An 18,829-nucleotide genomic window follows, 5' to 3' on the forward strand; every position below is an offset into this window, starting at 1 on the left:
AGATAATAGTAATTTGTTTATAAGAAAGTTATTAATGTAAATAAAACATTAAATTTTAAAAGGCAGAATATAATTAATTACTTGATAATGAGTTTTCTAGTAGCCCGTTGCTCTCCCTCTTTTATTTTTATGATATAAACCCCAGGAGATAACGTAGAAACATTTAGTTCCTTAGTAGCGATTGTAGTTTGTATGACACGTTTACCTAGTACATCAAAAATTTCAATATCTTTAGGTTCATTAGTTTTCGAAGTAATATATACGTGCCCGTTTCCTACAGGGTTGGGATATACGTTTAGATTGTCAAATTGTTGTTCTTGGGGTTTTGTGGTCAATAAAGATTGCTTTCCGTCTTGAGCTAAGGCGCCCAACGAAAACAAAAGACTAAATAATATAATATAAATGTAGTTTTTCTCCATTAAAATCTATAATAAGGTAAAGATATAAATTTAATTCAAATACTGTACCAAAAACGTTATTAAATCTTTTTTAACATTTTATTTGTCTCAATTTCCAATATGTAAGTTTTAAATTCGTTCTATTTTTTGTTTATATTTGTTTAAACTAAAACTAAAATTATGTACGAATTTATTCAAAAATTTCACTCTGGCTGGGCATATTTAGCCTTATTGCTACTAGTTGTAGCGTTTGTAAACAGTGCTTTAGGATTATTCTCTAAAAGACAATTTATGTCAAAAGACAAGAAAATTGCATTATTTGCACTTATAGTTACACACATACAACTTACAGTAGGATTGGTATTATATTTTTTGTCACCTTTAGGTTTGTCAGCTTTTGGTGACATGAAAAATGCAGCTTTGCGACTCACCTCGTTAGAGCATCCATTAACTAATATTATTGCCATCATACTAATTACAATAGGTTGGTCTAAACATAAAAAAGCATTAGAAGGTAAAAACAAGTTTAAAGCCATTACAATATTTTATGGACTAGGTTTGTTGCTTATATTAAGTAGAATTCCTTGGTCATTGTGGTTCTAATAATTTAAAGAAAGTCTTATTTATTAAGGCTTTTTCTTTTTTGGGTATGGTATTTGAGAAGTGTGTAATAATAATTAATTAAAAATTATGATGAAAGATAAATTTTTTTTGGTAATTACCACAACAATAGCAGCGATACTAATTTCTAGTTTTTCGTTCAAGAAATTCGACAAGCAATCTTTTTCTGTAAGACCAGTTCAAGATACAGTCAAAGTCGATACGATTGCGATAGACAGCCTACTTATAGAAGGCGATTTTACTTATAAATTATACAAAAAGAAAGCCCACGCATCATATTATGCTAAAAGATTTCACGGCAAGCGTACCGCAAGTGGCAGTCGTTTCGATAATAATAAACTCACAGCAGCACATCGTAAATTTCCTTTTGGAACCCTATTGCGTATTACAAATGAGCGTAACGGAAAACATGTCATTGTAACAGTAACCGATCGAGGGCCTTTTGTAAAAGGAAGAGAAATAGATTTATCACGTCGTGCTTATATGGAAATGACTTCTAATAAAGGCGGTGGTGAAACATTTGTAACTATCGAAGTGATGAAGAAAAAGTAATTTTTACCAGTTTCCAAAAGGATTGTTACTCAAATAGGCATTATAATATTTATTATCGCCAGTCACTTCTTGACCCAGCCAATTCGGTTTTTCGAAAAATTCATTTTCGTCATCAAGTTCTATTTCCGCAACGATCAAACCATTGTTTTGTTCAGCAAAAACATCTACTTCGTAGGTGTGTTTCCCTGATAGAATTTCGTATCTGATTTTGTCAATCACGCCATTTTCGCATATAGCCAATAATTTTTCGGCATCGGGCAATGGGATTTCGCTTTCCCATTCTAACCTTGTCGTTCCAGATTCGTTACCTTTACCTTTTATAGTCAGAAAACCTTTGCTCCCTTTAATTCTTACACGAACTGTTCGCTCAGGATTAGAATTTAAGTAACCTTGTACGATTCTGTTTTTGGCAACAGCCAAAGCAATAAAATCATTATTTAAAACTAAAAATTTGCGTTCTATTTCTATCATTTTTTAGGAGCTACTTCCAGCTATTCGTTACAATCTTTTGCTTTTTCTTTAAAAAGCAAAAGGATTTTCACTACTATCTGGGCTATGGATTTCAGTTCTCAAAGATATATTATTTTAAAATCAAAAGTCTGTGAATCTCTGCCTTTTCTCCGTGAATCTCTGTGAAATAATTATAAATTTGTACCATGTCAGATAATCCACAGCGAAAAATAATTCACATCGATATGGATGCATTTTATGCATCGGTCGAGCAAATGGACAATCCTGATCTAAAAGGAAAACCTTTGGCTGTTGGAGGAAGCGAAATTCGAGGTGTAGTTTCGGCAGCAAGTTATGAGGCTCGAAAATTTGGCGTTCGTAGTGCGATGAGTGGTGCTCAAGCCAAGCGAAATTGTCCTGATTTAATTTTTGTTTCCCCTCGTTTTGACAGATACAGGGAAATTTCGAAAAAAATCCAAAAAATATTTTATGACTATACTGATTTGGTTGAACCCTTATCCCTCGATGAAGCTTATCTAGATGTGACCCAAAACAAAAAAGGAAATCCTAGCGCCACACTTATTGCACAAGAAATTAGAAAACGCATTTTTGATGAAGTGGGTCTAACTGCTTCGGCGGGAATATCGGCAAATAAGTTTGTGGCAAAAATCGCTTCCGATTATAACAAACCCAACGGACAAAAAACCATTAATCCAGAAGAAATTGAAGATTTCTTGGAAGCTTTAGATATTAAAAAATTCTACGGAATAGGAAAAGTAACCACCGAAAAAATGTACCAACACGGTATTTTTACAGGAAAAGATTTAAAAAGAAAAACGGTCGAATATCTCGAGGAACATTTTGGCAAAAGTGGTGCTCATTATTATAATATTGTGCGTGGCATTCACAACAGTGAAGTAAAACCGAATAGAACGACAAAATCGGTCGCTGCCGAACACACCTTTGACACCAATCTTACTTCTGAAATATTTATGGCCGAACGATTGGAGCAAATTGCTTCTGAACTCGAACGAAGACTTCAAAAACACAAAATATCAGGAAAAACAATCACATTAAAGATAAAATATAGTGATTTTACACAGCAAACCCGAAGTAAAACCTTGCCTTATTTTGTTTCCGATAAAGGGATTATTTTTGAAACTGTTAAAGAATTATTATACCAAGAACGAATGAAAGATTCGGTGCGATTACTAGGAATTTCTCTCGCTAATTTGAATACAGAGATTAAAAAAACGATTGTGGTTCAGTTAAGATTTGAGTTTTAATAACACATTTTTTGACAAAAAAATAGTCTATTTTTGCCTAAATTCTCCAAAAAAACAACATGGAGAAATCTTAAATTTATACTATGATAAGATTCCTTTCATTTTTTTCACTATTCCTTTTTTTATTTTCATGTTCATCGACAACTTATCGTAAGCTAAATTATGTACAAACAGCTGGATTGGATTTTTCTAAAGGGAAATGGTTGCTTGGTACTATTGAAGTTGATGCATATGTTAGAAAAGAATTAACCGAATTGGTTTTAAAGGATCTTTCTACTCATCTTAAAGAGAGATTTTCCTTTTCTTTAAAAGAGAAGTCTTTATTATTACCCGTTAAAGTGCCTTTCAATCCTAGTAAATCAGAAATATTAGATTTGAAAAAAGGAACTGGATACGATTTTTATATCAATATCAAATGTCAAGATAAACGAAATGATATAAGCAATTTCGATTATTTAGCACATGATTATTATATTAAACAAATGACTTTTGCAATAGTATTTATGGAGGTTTACGATTTAAATCAAGGCACAATCATCTACAAGCAAGGGTTTTATGGAGCTATTGATGAAGATTCTGGGCTGAGTTTTAGTGGTCCAAAACGTCAAATATTGTTAGGATGTTATTCCAGATTAATGAAAGACATTGAGAAACGCTCGATTGGTGTTTTTCATTAGTTTTTTTAGAAGAAAGAGGTGTGATGTTTTAAATCTTAGGAGTCCTATTAAAAACTTTCATTTGTCCGAAACATCTTTGAAAACACAAACTATTCTTATTAGGCTTTCTTGTTAAATAAAATAACCCAACAAATTTTATGTGTTGGGTTATATTCTTTATGTAATTTTTAAAAATTACTCAATCTCTGAAACTCTCAATGTGTTTACCATTCCTTTTTCAGTTACTGGCATAGCAGCTAAGTTTATTAAGAAGTCGCCTTTTTCTACAAATCCTTTTACACGAGCTATTTCATTTACATCGGTCACAGTATCATCGGTGCTTACAAATTTGTCATAGTAAAATGATTTTACACCCCAAAGCAAATTAAGTTGGGTAAGAATCCTTTTGTTAGATGTAAAAACCAATACATGAGCAGATGGTCGCCATGCAGAAATCTGAAAAGCAGTGTATCCACTATTGGTTAAGGTACAAATTGCTTTGGCATTGATAGCATTTGCCATAGTTGCTGCATGGTGGCAAATTGTTTTGGTAATAAAACGATTGGTACGAATTTGCGGTGTGTTTTGAGGCACGTGGATTAGCGGTGAGTCTTCGACAGCCTCGATAATTCGGGTCATTTGCTCAATTACTTGAACAGGATAATTTCCAACTGATGTTTCTCCGGAGAGCATTACTGCATCGGCACCATCCATAACAGAGTTGGCAACGTCATTTACCTCGGCACGAGTTGGTGTAAGGCTTGTAATCATGGTTTCCATCATTTGTGTGGCAACAATTACTGGAATTCGAGCCGTTTTAGCTTTCAGAATCAAATCTTTTTGTACTAATGGCACTTCGTGAGCAGGAAGTTCTACACCCAAATCACCACGAGCTACCATCAATGCGTCAGAATACGCAATAATTTTGTCAATATTTACCAATGCTTCGGGCATTTCGATTTTGGCTATAATCGGAATTTTATATTCTGAATGTTTTTCGATTAGTTCTTGTAAATCTTGCAAATCTTTTGGCGTTTTTACAAACGAAAGTGCTATCCAGTCCAATTTATGTTCGATTGCAAAAATGGCATCTTTAATGTCTTTTTCGGTCAATGCTGGCAATGAGATTTTGGTGTTTGGAAGGTTCACGCCTTTTTTAGATTTCAATGGGCCACCTTGAATAACTTTGCACAAAACCTCTGTTGTTCCGTTTGTTTCTAATGCTTCGAACATTAATTTTCCGTCGTCGAGCAATATTTTTTCGCCTGGTTTTACATCTTTCGGAAATTCTTTATAGTTCATGTAAACCCTATCGGCAGTTCCAGGAATGTCAGCAATAGTTTGAAACGTAATGATGTCACCTGGATTTACCACCACATCTTCTTTCATCACACCAACACGGAGTTTAGGGCCTTGCAAGTCGCCAAGAATGGCTGTTGTGTAGCCAAATTCTTCGTTTAATCCTCGAATTATATCTATTTTAGATTTTACATCTTCATAATCTGCATGCGAAAAATTAACTCTGAAGACATTTACCCCAGCTTTAATCATATCGTTTAATACTTCTTTTGTACTACATGCTGGACCAAGTGTAGCTACAATTTTAGTTTTTTTATTTGTTGGCATTTCTTAAAAAATTAAATTATTTTTTGATTTTATTTCGTTTGCGTTTACTTCATAAACGGCACTTATAGAATCAATTTTGTTTATTTTGCTTATAATATCTTTTATTTTGTATTGAGAATCGTGTTCTATTTTTAGAAAAAAATCTACTTTTTTTAGTTCAGAAACTAAGGAGATTCGTCGTGTAAAATTTTTGTTTTCAAATAAATTTGCGACTATGTCTTCATTAGGTAAATCGATTTTTTGTTTATTTTGAATTAAATCCCAAACCACCATTTTCTCATCATCATCGTAAGTAAAACGAGAAAAATGGGTTAACTTTTCCTGAATTTCGACAGGAATTTCATTTTCGTTTTTACTGAGCGAAATAGTTAATTTCTGATTTAGTTTAAATGCTAATTTGTAATCTTCTTGTGAGGTATGAATGGCAATTAAGTTATAATCGACTTGATCAAAATCCTCAAGATATAATTTATGAATCGCCATAAAGTACTAAAAATAAGGTGTAAAGATAGTATTTCTATTAGTTAAAAACCAGTTAACAAATTTAGGTTTTTGTTAAATTGTTAACTATAACGTTATAGTTTTAAAATAAATGGATTATTTGCCATCTATTTTTGTTTGAAATGCAAAATACGCTCTTTTTGACGCTATTTCTTCTGCTTTCTTTTTTGATGTCGCTCGAGCTTTTGATATAACTTTATTATCAATACTCAATTTTACTCCAAAATATTTTAGTTTTCCTGCATCGTTATCTTCATAAATATCATAATGAAATTGTCTTTTTTCCTTCTGACACCATTCTATAACAAGACTTTTGTAACTAATGACTTTTCCCTCTAGTTTGTCAATATCTACATAAGGTTTGATTACTTTTTTATGAATAAATTTCTCGCAGTACACAAAACCTCTATCTAGATAAATCGCTCCAATAAATGCTTCAAAAAGATTTCCATGTATATTTTCTCCAAAATTTTGAATGGTCACTTTACTTTCTAAAAACTGAATCAAATTAAGGTCTTTTCCTAATTCGTTCAAGTGTTCTCGACTTACAATTTTAGACCGCATTTTAGTTAGATAACCTTCATCTCCGTCTGGAACCATGTTGAATAAATGAGCAGCAATAACACTTCCTAACATGGCATCACCCATAAATTCTAGTCGCTCATAATTCATTGGATTGCCTTTTTCATCTAATTTATTCATAGATCGATGCGTAAATGCTTTGCGAAAATGAATAAGATTTGAAGGTTTGAATCCTAATATTTTTTCGAGTTTATCAAAAAAAAGCCCGTCCTCTGTAGAACGGGAATTTGAAAATATTTTTTTAATAATACTCATGCGAGTAATTAAACTAATTTTTTAAATAAAACACAAGCATTGTGACCACCAAAACCAAAAGTATTACTCATAGCCACTTTTACATCTCTTTTTTGAGCCACATTTAGTGTTAAGTTTAATTCTGGGTTAATGTTTTCGTCGATAGTTGTGTGGTTTATTGTTGGAGGAACTATTCCGTGTTTGATAGATAGTATAGAAGCAATGGCTTCAATAGCACCAGCAGCACCAAGCAAATGTCCAGTCATCGATTTTGTCGAATTGATATTAATGTTTTTAGCATGTGCTCCAAAAACATGGCTTATCGCTTTCAATTCGGCAACATCTCCAAGCGGAGTTGAAGTTCCGTGTGTATTGATATGGTCTACTTCTTCAGGATTCATTCTTGCATCACGAAGTGTATTATTCATTACTGCAATAACACCTAATCCTTCTGGATGTGGTGCAGTAAGATGATATGCGTCAGATGACATTCCGCCACCACCCACTTCACAATATATTTTTGCGCCACGAGCAATCGCGTGTTCATATTCTTCTAAAACTAATGCACCAGCACCTTCGCCAAGAACAAATCCGTCGCGAGTTGCGTCAAATGGTCTTGAAGCAGTTTCTGGACTGTCATTTCTAGTAGATAAGGCTTGCATCGAATTAAACCCACCCATTCCTGCAATAGTAACAGCAGCTTCTGAACCTCCAGAAATAATGATGTCGCACATTCCCAACCTAATATAATTGAAAGCATCAATTAATGCATTTGCAGAAGAAGCACAAGCAGAAACTGTAGTATAATTTGGACCCATAAAGCCATTTCTCATAGAGATATGAGCAGGAGCAATATCAGCAATCATTTTTGGTATAAAGAAAGGGTTAAATCTCGGTGTTCCGTCGCCTTTAGCATAACTTAAAACTTCTTCTTGAAAAGTTTCTAGCCCACCTATTCCAGCTCCCCAAATAACTCCAACCCTGTGTTTGTCTACATTAGTATCGGTTATTCCAGCATCTTTTATAGCTTCTTCACTTGCAGCAACGGCATATTGAGCAAATTTATCCATTCTTCTAGCTTCTTTGCGATCCATAAAATCTTCAATATTGAAGTTCTTTACCTCGCAAGCAAACTTAGTTTTGTGTTTTTCGGTATCATAATAAGTGATGGGAGCAGCGCCGCTTTTCCCACTTATTAATGCGTTCCAATATTCTTGAATGTTATTTCCAATAGGTGTAAGTGCACCCAATCCTGTTACTACTACTCGCTTTAATTGCATAGTTTAGTTCGTTTTGTTTAATATAAAAAAACCCAAAGTACTTTTAATTATTACTAAAAGAAACAATGGGGTATTACATAAATATTTTTATGATTGTAATACAATCAGTGTTTTTTACAAATCTACAAAAGATTTTAAAGACATTTGAAAAAATAAAAAAACACCTGTAAGGTATTTCACTTACAGATGTTTGAAAATATTATTTTTTAGCTTCTTCGATGTAAGAAATCGCTTGACCTACCGTAGCAATGTTTTCAGCTTGGTCGTCTGGAATTTGAATATCAAATTCTTTTTCGAACTCCATTATTAGCTCAACAGTGTCTAATGAATCAGCTCCTAAATCGTTTGTGAAGCTTGCTTCTGTTACAACTTCGTTTTCGTCAACGCCTAATTTGTCTACGATAATCGCTTTTACTCTTGATGCAATGTCTGACATAATCTTTAATTTTAAATTTTAATTGATGGCAAAAATAAAAAACTTTATCTTAAAACCACATTTTAGTTAATAAATCTGACAACGAATTTAAAAAAATATTTTCACAAAGAGCAATTATTTTTATTTATTATCATTTATTATTCTTTTTTTTGCGCAATATAAATCACAGTATAAATGAAAAAGGTTGTAATATTTGCTTCTGGGTCGGGTTCTAATGCCGAAAATATTGTTTTATATTTTAAAAATAATATTCAAATAAACGTAGCCACAATATTTACTAACAATGTACATGCCAAAGTCTTAGACAAAGCAAATTACCTTGAGGTTCCAACCGAAGTATTCAATAAAATTGAGCTTTCTGATGGTACTGTTTTAGAAAAAATAAAAAAAATAAAGCCAGACTTAATTGTTCTGGCAGGTTTTCTGCTAAAATTTCCAGAAAGTATTATTGAAACCTTTCCTAATAAAATAATAAATATTCATCCTGCTTTGCTTCCAAAATATGGAGGAAAAGGAATGTATGGGATCAATGTGCACACAGCAGTTTTAGAAAACAAAGAAGCAGAAACTGGAATCACTATTCATTATGTAAATAAAAATTATGATGAAGGTGAATTTATCTTTCAAAAAAGTATTTCAATTATAAAGTGCAAAACGCCAGAAGAAATTGCTCAAAAAATTCACGAATTAGAAATGGAATATTTTCCAAAAGAAATAGAAAAACTCTTAACAAGCTAAAAGTTGAATCACGAAGTACATATATATACTGATGGTGCTGCCAAAGGGAATCCTGGTCCAGGAGGCTATGGTGTTGTGATGGAATTGGTTGGAACTACTTTCAAAAAAGAATTTTATGAAGGTTTTCGTTACACAACCAATAACAGAATGGAATTGTTAGCAGTAATCGTGGGTTTAGAAAAACTAAAAAACCCCAACATGAAAGTTTTAGTTGTTTCAGACTCTAAATATGTAGTAGATTCTGTCGAGAAAAAATGGGTTTTAGGTTGGGAGAAAAAAGGATTTGTAAATCGGAAAAATTCAGATTTATGGAAACGTTTCTTAATTATTTACAGAAAGCATCAAGTCGATTTTAAATGGATAAAAGGACATAACAATCATCGACAAAACGAACGATGTGATGAATTAGCAGTTTTTGCATCAAATCAAAAAACACTTTCTATCGATGCGTTTTATGAGAGGGAAGAGAATAAAATTTTGTGATAAACTTTACAACTTTCAATCGTTGCAACTTTGTAACTTAAAAACTATCTTTGCACTTTAATTTGAAACTAAAGATAATGAATAAATTATTAATTGTTGGAACCGTTGCTTTCGACGCTATTGAAACTCCTTTTGGAAAAACAGACAAGATTTTAGGTGGTGCAGGAACATATATAGGGCTTTCGGCTTCCCATTTTAACTTGCAATCAGCAATAGTTTCGGTTGTAGGGGACGATTTTCCACAAGAATATTTAGATTTATTAACTTCAAGAAATATTGACATTTCAGGTCTTGAAGTAGTAAAAGGCGGAAAAACGTTCTTCTGGAGCGGAAAATATCATAACGATATGAATTCAAGAGATACGTTAGCTACAGAATTAAATGTTTTAGCAGATTTCAACCCAATTGTACCAGAAAATTTCAAAAATGCCGACGTGGTTATGTTAGGAAACTTACACCCAATCGTGCAATCAGGGGTTTTAAATCAAATGACCGAAAAACCAAAATTAGTAGTTTTAGACACTATGAATTTTTGGATGGATTGTGCTTTGCCAGAATTGTTAGACGTAATCAAACGTGTTGACGTAATTACAATTAATGATGAAGAAGCACGTCAGTTATCTGGAGAATATTCTCTAGTAAAAGCTGCAGCGAAAATTCATGCAATGGGACCAAAATATGTAGTGATTAAAAAAGGAGAACACGGAGCGTTAATTTTCCACAACGAACATATTTTCTTCGCGCCAGCTTTGCCTTTAGCAGATGTTTTTGATCCAACTGGAGCAGGAGACACTTTTGCAGGTGGATTTGCAGGATTTATTACTCAACAAGGAAATGTTTCTTTTGAAACTATGAAAACCGCTATTATTCAAGGTTCTAATTTAGCTTCTTTTTGTGTAGAGAAATTTGGAACCGAAAGAATGTTAGAACTAAAAGAAGATGAAGTGAAAAGCCGCTTGAAACAATTCAAGTCTTTAACACAATTTGAAATAGAATTATAATAAAAAAACGCCTCGAAATTTTCGGGGCGTTTTTGATTTGACAATAACTACAAAATTACAACAACCCAATGAGTGATGCAATCAAACATGAGTGTGGAATAGCTTTTTTAAGATTATTAAAACCGCTTGAGTTTTATAAAGAGAAATATGGCACCGCTTTCTACGGAATACAAAAAATGTATCTCCTTATGGAAAAACAACACAATCGTGGTCAAGATGGCGCTGGTTTTGCAAGTATAAAACTAGATGTAGAACCTGGCGAAAGATACATAAGCAGAGTACGCTCTAATGACGCACAAGCCATACAAGATGTTTTTGCACAAATAAATTCTAGGATTAACGAAGAAATGATTGCCAATCCAGAATATGCAGATAATGTTGCGCTTCAAAAAGCAAATATTCCATATATTGGAGAGTTATTTTTAGGTCACGTTCGTTACGGAACTTTTGGTAAGAACAGTATTGAAAATGTTCATCCCTTTTTACGTCAAAATAATTGGATGCATAGAAACTTGCTATTGGCAGGAAACTTTAATATGACTAATGTCAAAGAACTTTTCAATAGTTTAGTAGAGTTAGGTCAGCATCCAAAGGAAATGGCAGATACGGTTACTGTGATGGAAAAAATAGGACATTTTCTAGATGAAGAAGTAACTAACTTATATCAAGATTGTAAAAATGAAGGATTTTCAAAAAGAGAAGCTTCAGGTATCATAGCCGAAAGACTTGATTTAGTAAAAATTCTAAAAAGAGCATCGAAAAACCTTGATGGCGGTTATGCCATGGCAGGATTATTAGGACATGGCGACGGATTTGTATTTCGCGATCCAGCAGGAATTCGCCCAGCGTATTATTATCAAGATGACGAAATTGTTGTAGTTGCTTCCGAAAGACCCGTTATACAAACTGTTTTTAATATCGATTTCGAAAAAATTCAAGAATTACAACCAGGAAATGCTTTAATAATCAAAAAAAGCGGAAAAATTTCTGAAGAAGAAATCATTACACCAACCATAAAAAAAGCGTGTTCTTTCGAAAGAATTTATTTTTCACGAGGAAGCGATGCCGAAATATATCAAGAAAGAAAAAATCTAGGAAAATTAATACTTCCAGCAGTTCTTCATGCAATAGATAATGATACTGACAACACTGTTTTTTCATATATTCCAAATACGGCGGAAACTTCTTTTTACGGATTGGTCGAAGCGGCGCAGGATTTTTTAAATCAACGAAAAAATAATTTCATTCTTGCCAATCGGGATACATTAACAACCGAATCGCTTCAAGAATTACTTTCGGTAAAAATTAGAACTGAAAAAGTAGCTATAAAAGACGCAAAATTGCGAACATTTATTACCGAAGACAGCAGTCGAGATGATTTAGTTGCTCACGTATATGATGTTACTTATGGCGTGATAAAACCAACAGACAATCTTGTTATAATAGACGATAGTATTGTTAGAGGAACGACATTAAAAATGAGTATCATAAAAATGATGGATCGTTTGAAGCCAAAAAGCATTATTGTAGTTTCATCTGCGCCACAAATTCGTTATCCAGATTGTTACGGAATTGATATGGCAAAATTAGAAGGTTTAGTTGCTTTTAAAGCCGCTTTAGAATTGCTCAAAGAAAGAAACTTATACCACATTGTCGATCAAGTTTATGCTAAATGTAAAGCACAAGAAAATCTAAAAGATGATGCAGTTGTAAATTTTGTAACCGAAATTTATGCACCATTCAAACCGCAAGAAGTTTCAGATAAAATTGCCGAAATGCTTACAGAAGATTCTGTAAAAGCAGAAGTTAAAATTATTTTCCAAACAGTAGAAGATTTGCATATTGCTTGCCCTAAGAATTTAGGAGACTGGTATTTTACTGGCGATTATCCAACACCTGGAGGAAACCGAGTAGTAAACCGAGCTTTTATGAATTTCTACGAAGGTAAAGACGCTCGAGCTTACTAAACAAGGAAAGCTACAATTCAACGAGTATTTGTACAATTCAACGATTTAATTTGGTGACCGTGCAAACTGCGTATACTTTAGTACTACCATTACATAAGTAGGTTAAGTTTATGGTAGATTTGGGGCAAAAAAGGTAGAACTAATAATTCTACCTTTTTTATTTTAATAAAATGAAAAAATAAGATCTAAATTATTTTAGTTTTAAAATAATAAAAAATAATTTTTTTATTCTAACTAAATTAGGTTAGAAAGGCTCTAACAATATTTAGTTAGAAAAGAACATCACTTCTTCAATCAACGATTTTATATACAATTGAACGATTTTTTTTGGCAAAAAATCCTAGTAAGTATACTTTTACCTCACCATTACATAAGTAGGTTAAGTTATGGTAGATTTGGGGCAAAAAAGGTAGAACTAATAATTCTACCTTTTTTATTTTAATAAAATTAAGAAAATAAAAAAACGAACAAACCTCCTAAAAAGCTTATTCGTCCTATTGTAAAAAATGTTGTTTTAAGTAGATTATTTCGCCTCAGCAAAACGTCTTGCCACTTCATTCCAGTTTATTACATTAAAAAAAGCTTCAATATAATCAGGTCTTCTGTTTTGATAGTTCAGGTAATAAGCATGTTCCCAAACATCCATTCCTAAAATTGGAGTTCCACCACAACCTACGCCAGGCATTAGTGTGTTGTCTTGGTTTGGAGTTCCGCAAACTTCCAATTTTCCATCTTTTAGACACAACCAAGCCCAACCGGAACCAAATTGTGTAGCGCCAGCTTTAGCAAAAGCCGCTTTAAAGTCTCCAAATGTCCCAAAAGCCGAATCTATAGCAGTTGCTAATTCACCCGTTGGCAAACCACCACCGTTTGGAGACATAACTGTCCAGAACAAATTGTGATTAAAAAACCCACCACCGTTATTACGAACAGCCGCTTTAGTTAAATCAAGGTTTTTTAAGATTTCTTCAATGCTTTTTCCTTCAAGATCTGTTCCTGCAATCGCAGCATTTAAGTTTGTCGTATAAGCATTATGATGTTTCGAATGGTGAATCTCCATTGTTCTTGCATCAATATGTGGTTCTAATGCATCGTATGCATAAGGTAATTGTGGTAATTCGAAAGCCATAATTGTATATTTAAAATGATTAGTATATATTTAAATTCAAAATTAATCAATTAACTTTGGAATTAAAATTTCAAGCTGTTATAATTTCATTAAAAGTGTGAATTTTATAATTCTAGTTTTACCAAAAAAAGGATTTGAAGCTATTTCCCGCTTTACACTTCAATCTTTTGTTTTTTAAAGAAAAAAACAAAAGGATTTCCGTTTCAAACGAAGTTCACTAAATTCCAATGAAAATAGAAATAATGTGAAGTAATCGGGGCTAGCCATTAGTAATAAAGCCAAACGGAGTATTTTAATTCAATATTTCGAATCAGCAAAATTCGCAATTATAAAATGAAAACACCTGCATTCTCTATATATAACGCATCGGCTGGTTCGGGGAAAACCTATACTTTGGTCAAAGAATATCTAAAAATTATTCTAAAAGCCAAGCAAAATGACGCTTATAAAAATATTCTCGCCATAACCTTTACCAACAAAGCAGTTTTCGAAATGAAAACTAGAATTATAGACAGTCTTTTCGATTTTTCTAAAGACAATCCTACTGAAAAATCAATTCAATTGATGGATGATTTAGCCAAAGAAATTAACTTGAACTCCTTTCAAATCAAAACTAAAGCACAGTCGATCATAAAAAATATTATTCATAATTATGCTGCTTTCGATATTTCGACGATCGATAAATTTACCCATAAAGTAATTCGTGCCTTTGCTTTCGATTTGGGTTTGCCTATCACTTTTGATGTTTCTACTGATACAGAAAATCTCTTGCAAGAAGCCGTAGATGCTATTGTTGCAAAAGCTGGCGAAGATGAAGTGCTCACTAAATTACTCGTCGATTTTACCATGGAAAAAACTGACGATGATAAATCGTGGGACGTTTCGAGCGAAATCATGAATACGGGAAGATTAATTTTAAATGAGAATTATCGCGAAGAAATTTTATCTCTCAAAGACAAAACGATTCCAGAATTTATTGCGCTTAAAGCAAGATTAGAAGAAACTTGTAAAGATTTAGAAAACGAAAACATCAATTTAGCAAACGAAGCGATGTTGCTTATTGACAGTCAAGGAATTGATGTAAAATCTTTTTCTAGAGAAACTTTTCCCAATCATTTGGGTTTTATTCAGAGAAGCGAACTAAAACCAACACATAAAAAATTTAGAACTGTCGATGATATTGCTATCAATAAAAATGCAAAAGACAAAGACATTATTGAAGGAATTGCCGATGAACTCATTTACATATTATATAAGGTTTATAAAAACTACGAAAAGAAGGATTTTTACCAAGCTTTTCTAAAAAATATTACACCACTTTCGTTATTAAATACGGTAAGTAACGAGTTGGCTAAAATTCAGGAAGACCAAAATATTTTGTCTATTTCCGAATTTAATAAACTGATTTTTGAACACATTCAAAACCAACCAGCGCCTTTTATTTACGAACGATTAGGAGAAAAGTACAAGCATTTTTTTATCGATGAGTTTCAGGACACCTCCGAAATGCAATGGCAAAATTTGATTCCGTTAATCGACAACGCACTTTCTAGCGAAGATTTGCAAGGAATTCAAGGTTCGCTGATGATTGTAGGCGATCCTAAACAGTCTATTTACCGTTGGCGTGGCGGAAAAGCAGAACAGTTTATCGATTTGGCCAAAACCAAAAATCCTTTTAGTAATAAAGACAAAGAAGTTTTTAATCTTGAAACGAATTATCGAAGTTTCGATACTGTAATCGATTTTAATAATGATTTTTTTAAATTTTTATCACAAAAATTTTCCAACGAAGATTACAAAGATTTGTATGAAAATTGCAGTTTTCAGCAATCGAATACTAAAAAAGGAGGTTATGTAAATATTTCATTTATACCAGAAATTGATGCCGAATTCGTATCGGAAGAGGAAGATGAAAACATCGATAAAAATGACATTTACCTCAAAACCACTTTACAAACTATTAGAAAAGTAGCAACAGAAGGTTTTTTGTTTAATGAAATTGTGTTGCTAACTCGAAATAACAAACACGGCGTTTTATTAGCAAATTACTTGACTGAAAACGACATTCCTGTTATTTCGTCCGAAAGTTTATTGATAAACGCCTCGTCGGAAGTGAAGTTTATACTCAATATGCTTCGATACTTAAATGACAAAAACGATATCGAATCATTAGCCAATGCCTTGTATTATTTGGATCAAAATATCGATAGCACTATACAAACGCATGATTTTATATTTCAAGGAATTCAATACAAAGAAGAAATCGAATTAGAAAAATGGTTGGCTAATTTCGGCATACAGCTGTCATTTCAAAATAGTAGAAGAAAATCATTATACGAAATTGCAGAATTGATTGCTGCCAAATGTATCAATCCTAAAAACAACAATGCTTATGTGCAATATTTCTTGGATATTGTTTTAGAGCGTGATGTAAAATATCAAATGAGTATTTCCGATTTCTTAGATTATTGGGATAAAAAAGCTGAAAAACTGAGTATTCCATCTGCTGAAGGCTCTAATGCGATACGGATTATGACCATTCACAAATCGAAAGGATTGGAATTTCCAGTAGTTATTTTTCCTTTTGTAGAAGAAAATTATAGTGCGCCAAAAAGAGAAAAAATTTGGATTGATTCTCAATCTGACGATTTAGATTTCGATAAATTCCTCATAGATAAATCTAGCAAAGTAGCCGAATACGGAGAAAATGCAGCTGCAATTTACAGTCAGAAAACACAAGAAGATTTGTTAGATAATATAAATGTCTTGTATGTAGCATTAACAAGGGCTGAGGAACAATTATATGTTATTTCGAGTATAAAAGAAAGGAATAAAGCAGGAGATTTGCCTAACAATTCGGCCTCGTTATTTATTGCGTTTTTAGAAGATTGCAAAGACTTCAGTTTAGATGTTTTGAATTACGAATTTGGCAATCCAAAAAGAATTTCAAAACAAAAACCATTAGAAGCCAAACGAAAAAATATCGAAGTAGTAAATTCGGTTATTAATCCGAATGCTATAAAAATCGCACAACGAGAATCACTCATGTGGGGAACACATCAGCAAGAAGCGATCGAATTTGGAAATGTTTTACATGAAATCTTAGCAGGAGTAAAAACCAAAAATGATATTTCATTGGCCATAAAAAAAGCATTAGAAAACGGACTTATTACAGAAAACCAACAAGACGAAGTTGAAAAAACAATTATCGAAATTGTTTTACATCCAGAATTAAAAGATTTTTTTGATGAAAAAGGTCAAATTTTTAATGAACAAACTATTATTAAAAAAGATTCAAAAACCATAAAACCAGACCGAGTTACTATTTCTGGACAAAACGCTTACTTGTTGGATTATAAAACAGGAAAACACCAACCTAAACACGAAAATCAACTAAAAGAGTATGAGTTTGCATTGATAGAAATGGGATATAATGTGCAGAAAAAATCACTCATATATATAGGAGAGAATTTAGAAATAGTACATTTGTAGAAAAATAATCAACAGCAAAATATTAAAAGTTTCTCGAAACCTTAAACTTTAAATCATAAAAATGTACGGAAAAATCAAACAACACTTACAAAACGAGTTAAACACAATCGAAGAAAACGGAATTTTCAAAAGAGAAAGAGTTATCACTTCACCACAAGGAGCAGAAATCACGGTGAATGGCAAAACCGTTCTTAATTTCTGCGCCAATAATTATTTAGGATTATCATCGCACCCAGAAGTAGTTCAGGCGGCAAAAGATGCTTTAGATTCTCATGGTTTCGGAATGTCGTCGGTTCGTTTTATTTGCGGTACACAAGACATTCATAAAACATTAGAACAAAAAATCGCTAATTTCTACGGAACAGAAGACACTATATTATATGCAGCCGCTTTTGATGCTAATGGAGGCGTTTTCGAACCCTTATTAGGAGAAGAAGATTGTATTATTTCAGATAGTTTAAATCACGCATCAATTATAGATGGAGTTCGTTTGTGTAAAGCAGCGCGTTATCGTTATGAGAATTCCAATATGGAAGATTTAGAACAACAACTAATAAAAGCGACTGAAGCAGGAACTCGTTTCAAATTAATTGTAACCGATGGTGTTTTCTCTATGGACGGTTTGGTAGCACCATTAGACAAAATATGTGATTTAGCCGATAAATATGATGCAATGGTTATGGTTGATGAATGTCACGCCGCTGGATTCATTGGTGCAACCGGAAAAGGAACGCTCGAGGCTAAAGGGGTAATGGGTCGCGTGGATATTATTACAGGAACATTAGGTAAAGCACTTGGTGGCGCAATGGGAGGATATACAACGGCTAAAAAAGAAATTATCGAAATTTTGCGTCAACGTTCACGCCCATATTTATTTTCAAACTCATTAGCACCAGCTATTGTTGGAGCTTCTATCAAAGTTTTTGAACTGTTAGAAAAAGACACCACACTTCGTGATAAATTAGAATGGAATACCAATTATTTTAAGGAAGGAATGCGAAAAGCGGGGTTGGATTTCATAAACGGAGACTCTGCAATTGTTCCAGTGATGCTTTATGATGCAAAATTATCTCAAGTTATGGCTGAAAAATTGCTAGAAAAAGGTATTTATGTCATCGGATTCTTTTTTCCGGTTGTTCCTAAAGACAAAGCAAGGATTAGAGTTCAGCTGTCTGCTGCACATACAAAAGAGCATTTAGACAAGGCTATCAAAGCTTTTACAGAAGCTGGAGCAGCTCTAAATATTATTAAAAAATAATTTTTTTTCACTTTTTATCTAACTTTTTTAACAATTCATTTTGTAATTAATAATTTCCTAGTTACTTTTGTCACAATAACGTAATGTAATCAAATAAAATTAAGTATGAAACATCTTAACAAACTTTTTGTTTCCATGT

General features: G+C 32.8%; 18 protein-coding genes. 10 read left to right on the top strand and 8 right to left on the bottom strand.

Annotated elements, in window-relative coordinates; genetic code table 11:
• Positions 1 to 77 precede the first annotated feature (77 nt).
• A complete protein-coding gene (locus ABI549_RS01485) occupies positions 78 to 419 on the bottom strand; it encodes a T9SS type A sorting domain-containing protein (RefSeq protein ID WP_348074673.1) in 342 nt (113 codons plus the stop codon).
• A gap of 159 nt (positions 420 to 578) precedes the next feature.
• Here ABI549_RS01485 and ABI549_RS01490 point away from each other — a divergent pair, with 159 nt between their 5' ends.
• Both ABI549_RS01490 and ABI549_RS01495 read left to right on the top strand, forming a co-directional pair.
• Positions 579 to 1,001 (top strand): hypothetical protein, encoded by a 423-nt coding sequence (locus tag ABI549_RS01490; protein WP_348074674.1) that lies wholly within the window; start codon positions 579 to 581, stop codon positions 999 to 1,001.
• 87 nt (positions 1,002 to 1,088) lie between these two features.
• Positions 1,089 to 1,571: a septal ring lytic transglycosylase RlpA family protein gene (locus tag ABI549_RS01495; RefSeq protein ID WP_348074675.1), complete on the top strand. Its 483-nt coding sequence runs from the start codon at positions 1,089 to 1,091 to the stop codon at positions 1,569 to 1,571.
• Between the two features lie 3 nt (positions 1,572 to 1,574).
• Here the strand turns inward: ABI549_RS01495 and ABI549_RS01500 are convergent, their stop codons facing one another.
• Positions 1,575 to 2,042 (bottom strand): CYTH domain-containing protein, encoded by a 468-nt coding sequence (locus ABI549_RS01500; RefSeq protein ID WP_348074676.1) that lies wholly within the window; start codon positions 2,040 to 2,042, stop codon positions 1,575 to 1,577.
• Positions 2,043 to 2,227: 185 nt separating this feature from the next.
• On the opposite strand from ABI549_RS01500, the gene dinB reads away from it, so the two are divergent.
• Positions 2,228 to 3,307, top strand: coding sequence for a DNA polymerase IV (gene dinB, locus ABI549_RS01505; RefSeq protein ID WP_348074677.1), 1,080 nt, complete (start codon positions 2,228 to 2,230; stop codon positions 3,305 to 3,307).
• 83 nt (positions 3,308 to 3,390) lie between these two features.
• Positions 3,391 to 3,984 carry a hypothetical protein gene (locus ABI549_RS01510; RefSeq protein WP_348074678.1) on the top strand — a complete coding sequence of 198 codons (594 nt, stop codon included), beginning with the start codon at positions 3,391 to 3,393 and terminating at the stop codon, positions 3,982 to 3,984.
• A gap of 174 nt (positions 3,985 to 4,158) precedes the next feature.
• Here the strand turns inward: ABI549_RS01510 and pyk are convergent, their stop codons facing one another.
• The 5 genes from pyk to ABI549_RS01535 form a co-directional block, all read right to left on the bottom strand.
• Complete coding sequence (gene pyk, locus ABI549_RS01515) at positions 4,159 to 5,589, bottom strand: pyruvate kinase (RefSeq protein ID WP_348074679.1); 1,431 nt, start codon at positions 5,587 to 5,589, stop codon at positions 4,159 to 4,161.
• A 3-nt stretch (positions 5,590 to 5,592) separates the two neighbouring features.
• Positions 5,593 to 6,072, bottom strand: coding sequence for an IPExxxVDY family protein (locus tag ABI549_RS01520; RefSeq protein WP_348074680.1), 480 nt, complete (start codon positions 6,070 to 6,072; stop codon positions 5,593 to 5,595).
• A 114-nt stretch (positions 6,073 to 6,186) separates the two neighbouring features.
• Positions 6,187 to 6,927, bottom strand: coding sequence for a ribonuclease III (gene rnc, locus ABI549_RS01525; RefSeq protein ID WP_348074681.1), 741 nt, complete (start codon positions 6,925 to 6,927; stop codon positions 6,187 to 6,189).
• A gap of 8 nt (positions 6,928 to 6,935) precedes the next feature.
• The gene (gene fabF, locus ABI549_RS01530; protein WP_348074682.1) at positions 6,936 to 8,186 is read right to left on the bottom strand and encodes a beta-ketoacyl-ACP synthase II; all 1,251 of its coding nucleotides are present in this window, start codon (positions 8,184 to 8,186) and stop codon (positions 6,936 to 6,938) included.
• A gap of 199 nt (positions 8,187 to 8,385) precedes the next feature.
• Positions 8,386 to 8,622, bottom strand: coding sequence for an acyl carrier protein (locus tag ABI549_RS01535; RefSeq protein WP_007137004.1), 237 nt, complete (start codon positions 8,620 to 8,622; stop codon positions 8,386 to 8,388).
• A 174-nt stretch (positions 8,623 to 8,796) separates the two neighbouring features.
• On the opposite strand from ABI549_RS01535, the gene ABI549_RS01540 reads away from it, so the two are divergent.
• The 4 genes from ABI549_RS01540 (at position 8,797) to ABI549_RS01555 (ending at position 12,811) form a co-directional block, all read left to right on the top strand.
• Positions 8,797 to 9,360 (top strand): phosphoribosylglycinamide formyltransferase, encoded by a 564-nt coding sequence (locus tag ABI549_RS01540; RefSeq protein WP_348074683.1) that lies wholly within the window; start codon positions 8,797 to 8,799, stop codon positions 9,358 to 9,360.
• A 3-nt stretch (positions 9,361 to 9,363) separates the two neighbouring features.
• Positions 9,364 to 9,843, top strand: a complete 480-nt coding sequence (gene rnhA, locus ABI549_RS01545; RefSeq protein ID WP_348074684.1) for a ribonuclease HI — start codon at positions 9,364 to 9,366, stop codon at positions 9,841 to 9,843.
• Positions 9,844 to 9,920: 77 nt separating this feature from the next.
• Positions 9,921 to 10,844: a PfkB family carbohydrate kinase gene (locus ABI549_RS01550; protein ID WP_348074685.1), complete on the top strand. Its 924-nt coding sequence runs from the start codon at positions 9,921 to 9,923 to the stop codon at positions 10,842 to 10,844.
• A 68-nt stretch (positions 10,845 to 10,912) separates the two neighbouring features.
• Positions 10,913 to 12,811: an amidophosphoribosyltransferase gene (locus tag ABI549_RS01555; RefSeq protein ID WP_348074686.1), complete on the top strand. Its 1,899-nt coding sequence runs from the start codon at positions 10,913 to 10,915 to the stop codon at positions 12,809 to 12,811.
• A gap of 523 nt (positions 12,812 to 13,334) precedes the next feature.
• On the opposite strand, the gene ABI549_RS01560 is transcribed toward ABI549_RS01555, so the two are convergent.
• Positions 13,335 to 13,940, bottom strand: coding sequence for a superoxide dismutase (locus ABI549_RS01560; protein ID WP_348074687.1), 606 nt, complete (start codon positions 13,938 to 13,940; stop codon positions 13,335 to 13,337).
• Positions 13,941 to 14,273: 333 nt separating this feature from the next.
• Here ABI549_RS01560 and ABI549_RS01565 point away from each other — a divergent pair, with 333 nt between their 5' ends.
• A complete protein-coding gene (locus ABI549_RS01565; RefSeq protein WP_348074688.1) occupies positions 14,274 to 17,432 on the top strand; it encodes a UvrD-helicase domain-containing protein in 3,159 nt (1,052 codons plus the stop codon).
• A 61-nt stretch (positions 17,433 to 17,493) separates the two neighbouring features.
• Complete coding sequence (kbl, locus tag ABI549_RS01570) at positions 17,494 to 18,690, top strand: glycine C-acetyltransferase (protein ID WP_348074689.1); 1,197 nt, start codon at positions 17,494 to 17,496, stop codon at positions 18,688 to 18,690.
• Positions 18,691 to 18,829 lie beyond the last annotated feature (139 nt).

This window comes from Flavobacterium sp. (assembly GCF_039932285.1).
Lineage (GTDB): Bacteria > Bacteroidota > Bacteroidia > Flavobacteriales > Flavobacteriaceae > Flavobacterium.

What these genes read in the sequence shown, in the direction of transcription:
- ABI549_RS01485 (WP_348074673.1), bottom strand. Translation starts at nt 419, where the DNA reads ATGGAGAAAAACTACATTTATATTATATTATTTAGTCTTTTGTTTTCG.
- ABI549_RS01490 (WP_348074674.1), top strand. Translation starts at nt 579, where the DNA reads ATGTACGAATTTATTCAAAAATTTCACTCTGGCTGGGCATATTTAGCC.
- ABI549_RS01495 (WP_348074675.1), top strand. Translation starts at nt 1,089, where the DNA reads ATGATGAAAGATAAATTTTTTTTGGTAATTACCACAACAATAGCAGCG.
- ABI549_RS01500 (WP_348074676.1), bottom strand. Translation starts at nt 2,042, where the DNA reads ATGATAGAAATAGAACGCAAATTTTTAGTTTTAAATAATGATTTTATT.
- dinB (WP_348074677.1), top strand. Translation starts at nt 2,228, where the DNA reads ATGTCAGATAATCCACAGCGAAAAATAATTCACATCGATATGGATGCA.
- ABI549_RS01510 (WP_348074678.1), top strand. Translation starts at nt 3,391, where the DNA reads ATGATAAGATTCCTTTCATTTTTTTCACTATTCCTTTTTTTATTTTCA.
- pyk (WP_348074679.1), bottom strand. Translation starts at nt 5,589, where the DNA reads ATGCCAACAAATAAAAAAACTAAAATTGTAGCTACACTTGGTCCAGCA.
- ABI549_RS01520 (WP_348074680.1), bottom strand. Translation starts at nt 6,072, where the DNA reads ATGGCGATTCATAAATTATATCTTGAGGATTTTGATCAAGTCGATTAT.
- rnc (WP_348074681.1), bottom strand. Translation starts at nt 6,927, where the DNA reads ATGAGTATTATTAAAAAAATATTTTCAAATTCCCGTTCTACAGAGGAC.
- fabF (WP_348074682.1), bottom strand. Translation starts at nt 8,186, where the DNA reads ATGCAATTAAAGCGAGTAGTAGTAACAGGATTGGGTGCACTTACACCT.
- ABI549_RS01535 (WP_007137004.1), bottom strand. Translation starts at nt 8,622, where the DNA reads ATGTCAGACATTGCATCAAGAGTAAAAGCGATTATCGTAGACAAATTA.
- ABI549_RS01540 (WP_348074683.1), top strand. Translation starts at nt 8,797, where the DNA reads ATGAAAAAGGTTGTAATATTTGCTTCTGGGTCGGGTTCTAATGCCGAA.
- ABI549_RS01550 (WP_348074685.1), top strand. Translation starts at nt 9,921, where the DNA reads ATGAATAAATTATTAATTGTTGGAACCGTTGCTTTCGACGCTATTGAA.
- ABI549_RS01555 (WP_348074686.1), top strand. Translation starts at nt 10,913, where the DNA reads ATGAGTGATGCAATCAAACATGAGTGTGGAATAGCTTTTTTAAGATTA.
- ABI549_RS01560 (WP_348074687.1), bottom strand. Translation starts at nt 13,940, where the DNA reads ATGGCTTTCGAATTACCACAATTACCTTATGCATACGATGCATTAGAA.
- ABI549_RS01565 (WP_348074688.1), top strand. Translation starts at nt 14,274, where the DNA reads ATGAAAACACCTGCATTCTCTATATATAACGCATCGGCTGGTTCGGGG.
- kbl (WP_348074689.1), top strand. Translation starts at nt 17,494, where the DNA reads ATGTACGGAAAAATCAAACAACACTTACAAAACGAGTTAAACACAATC.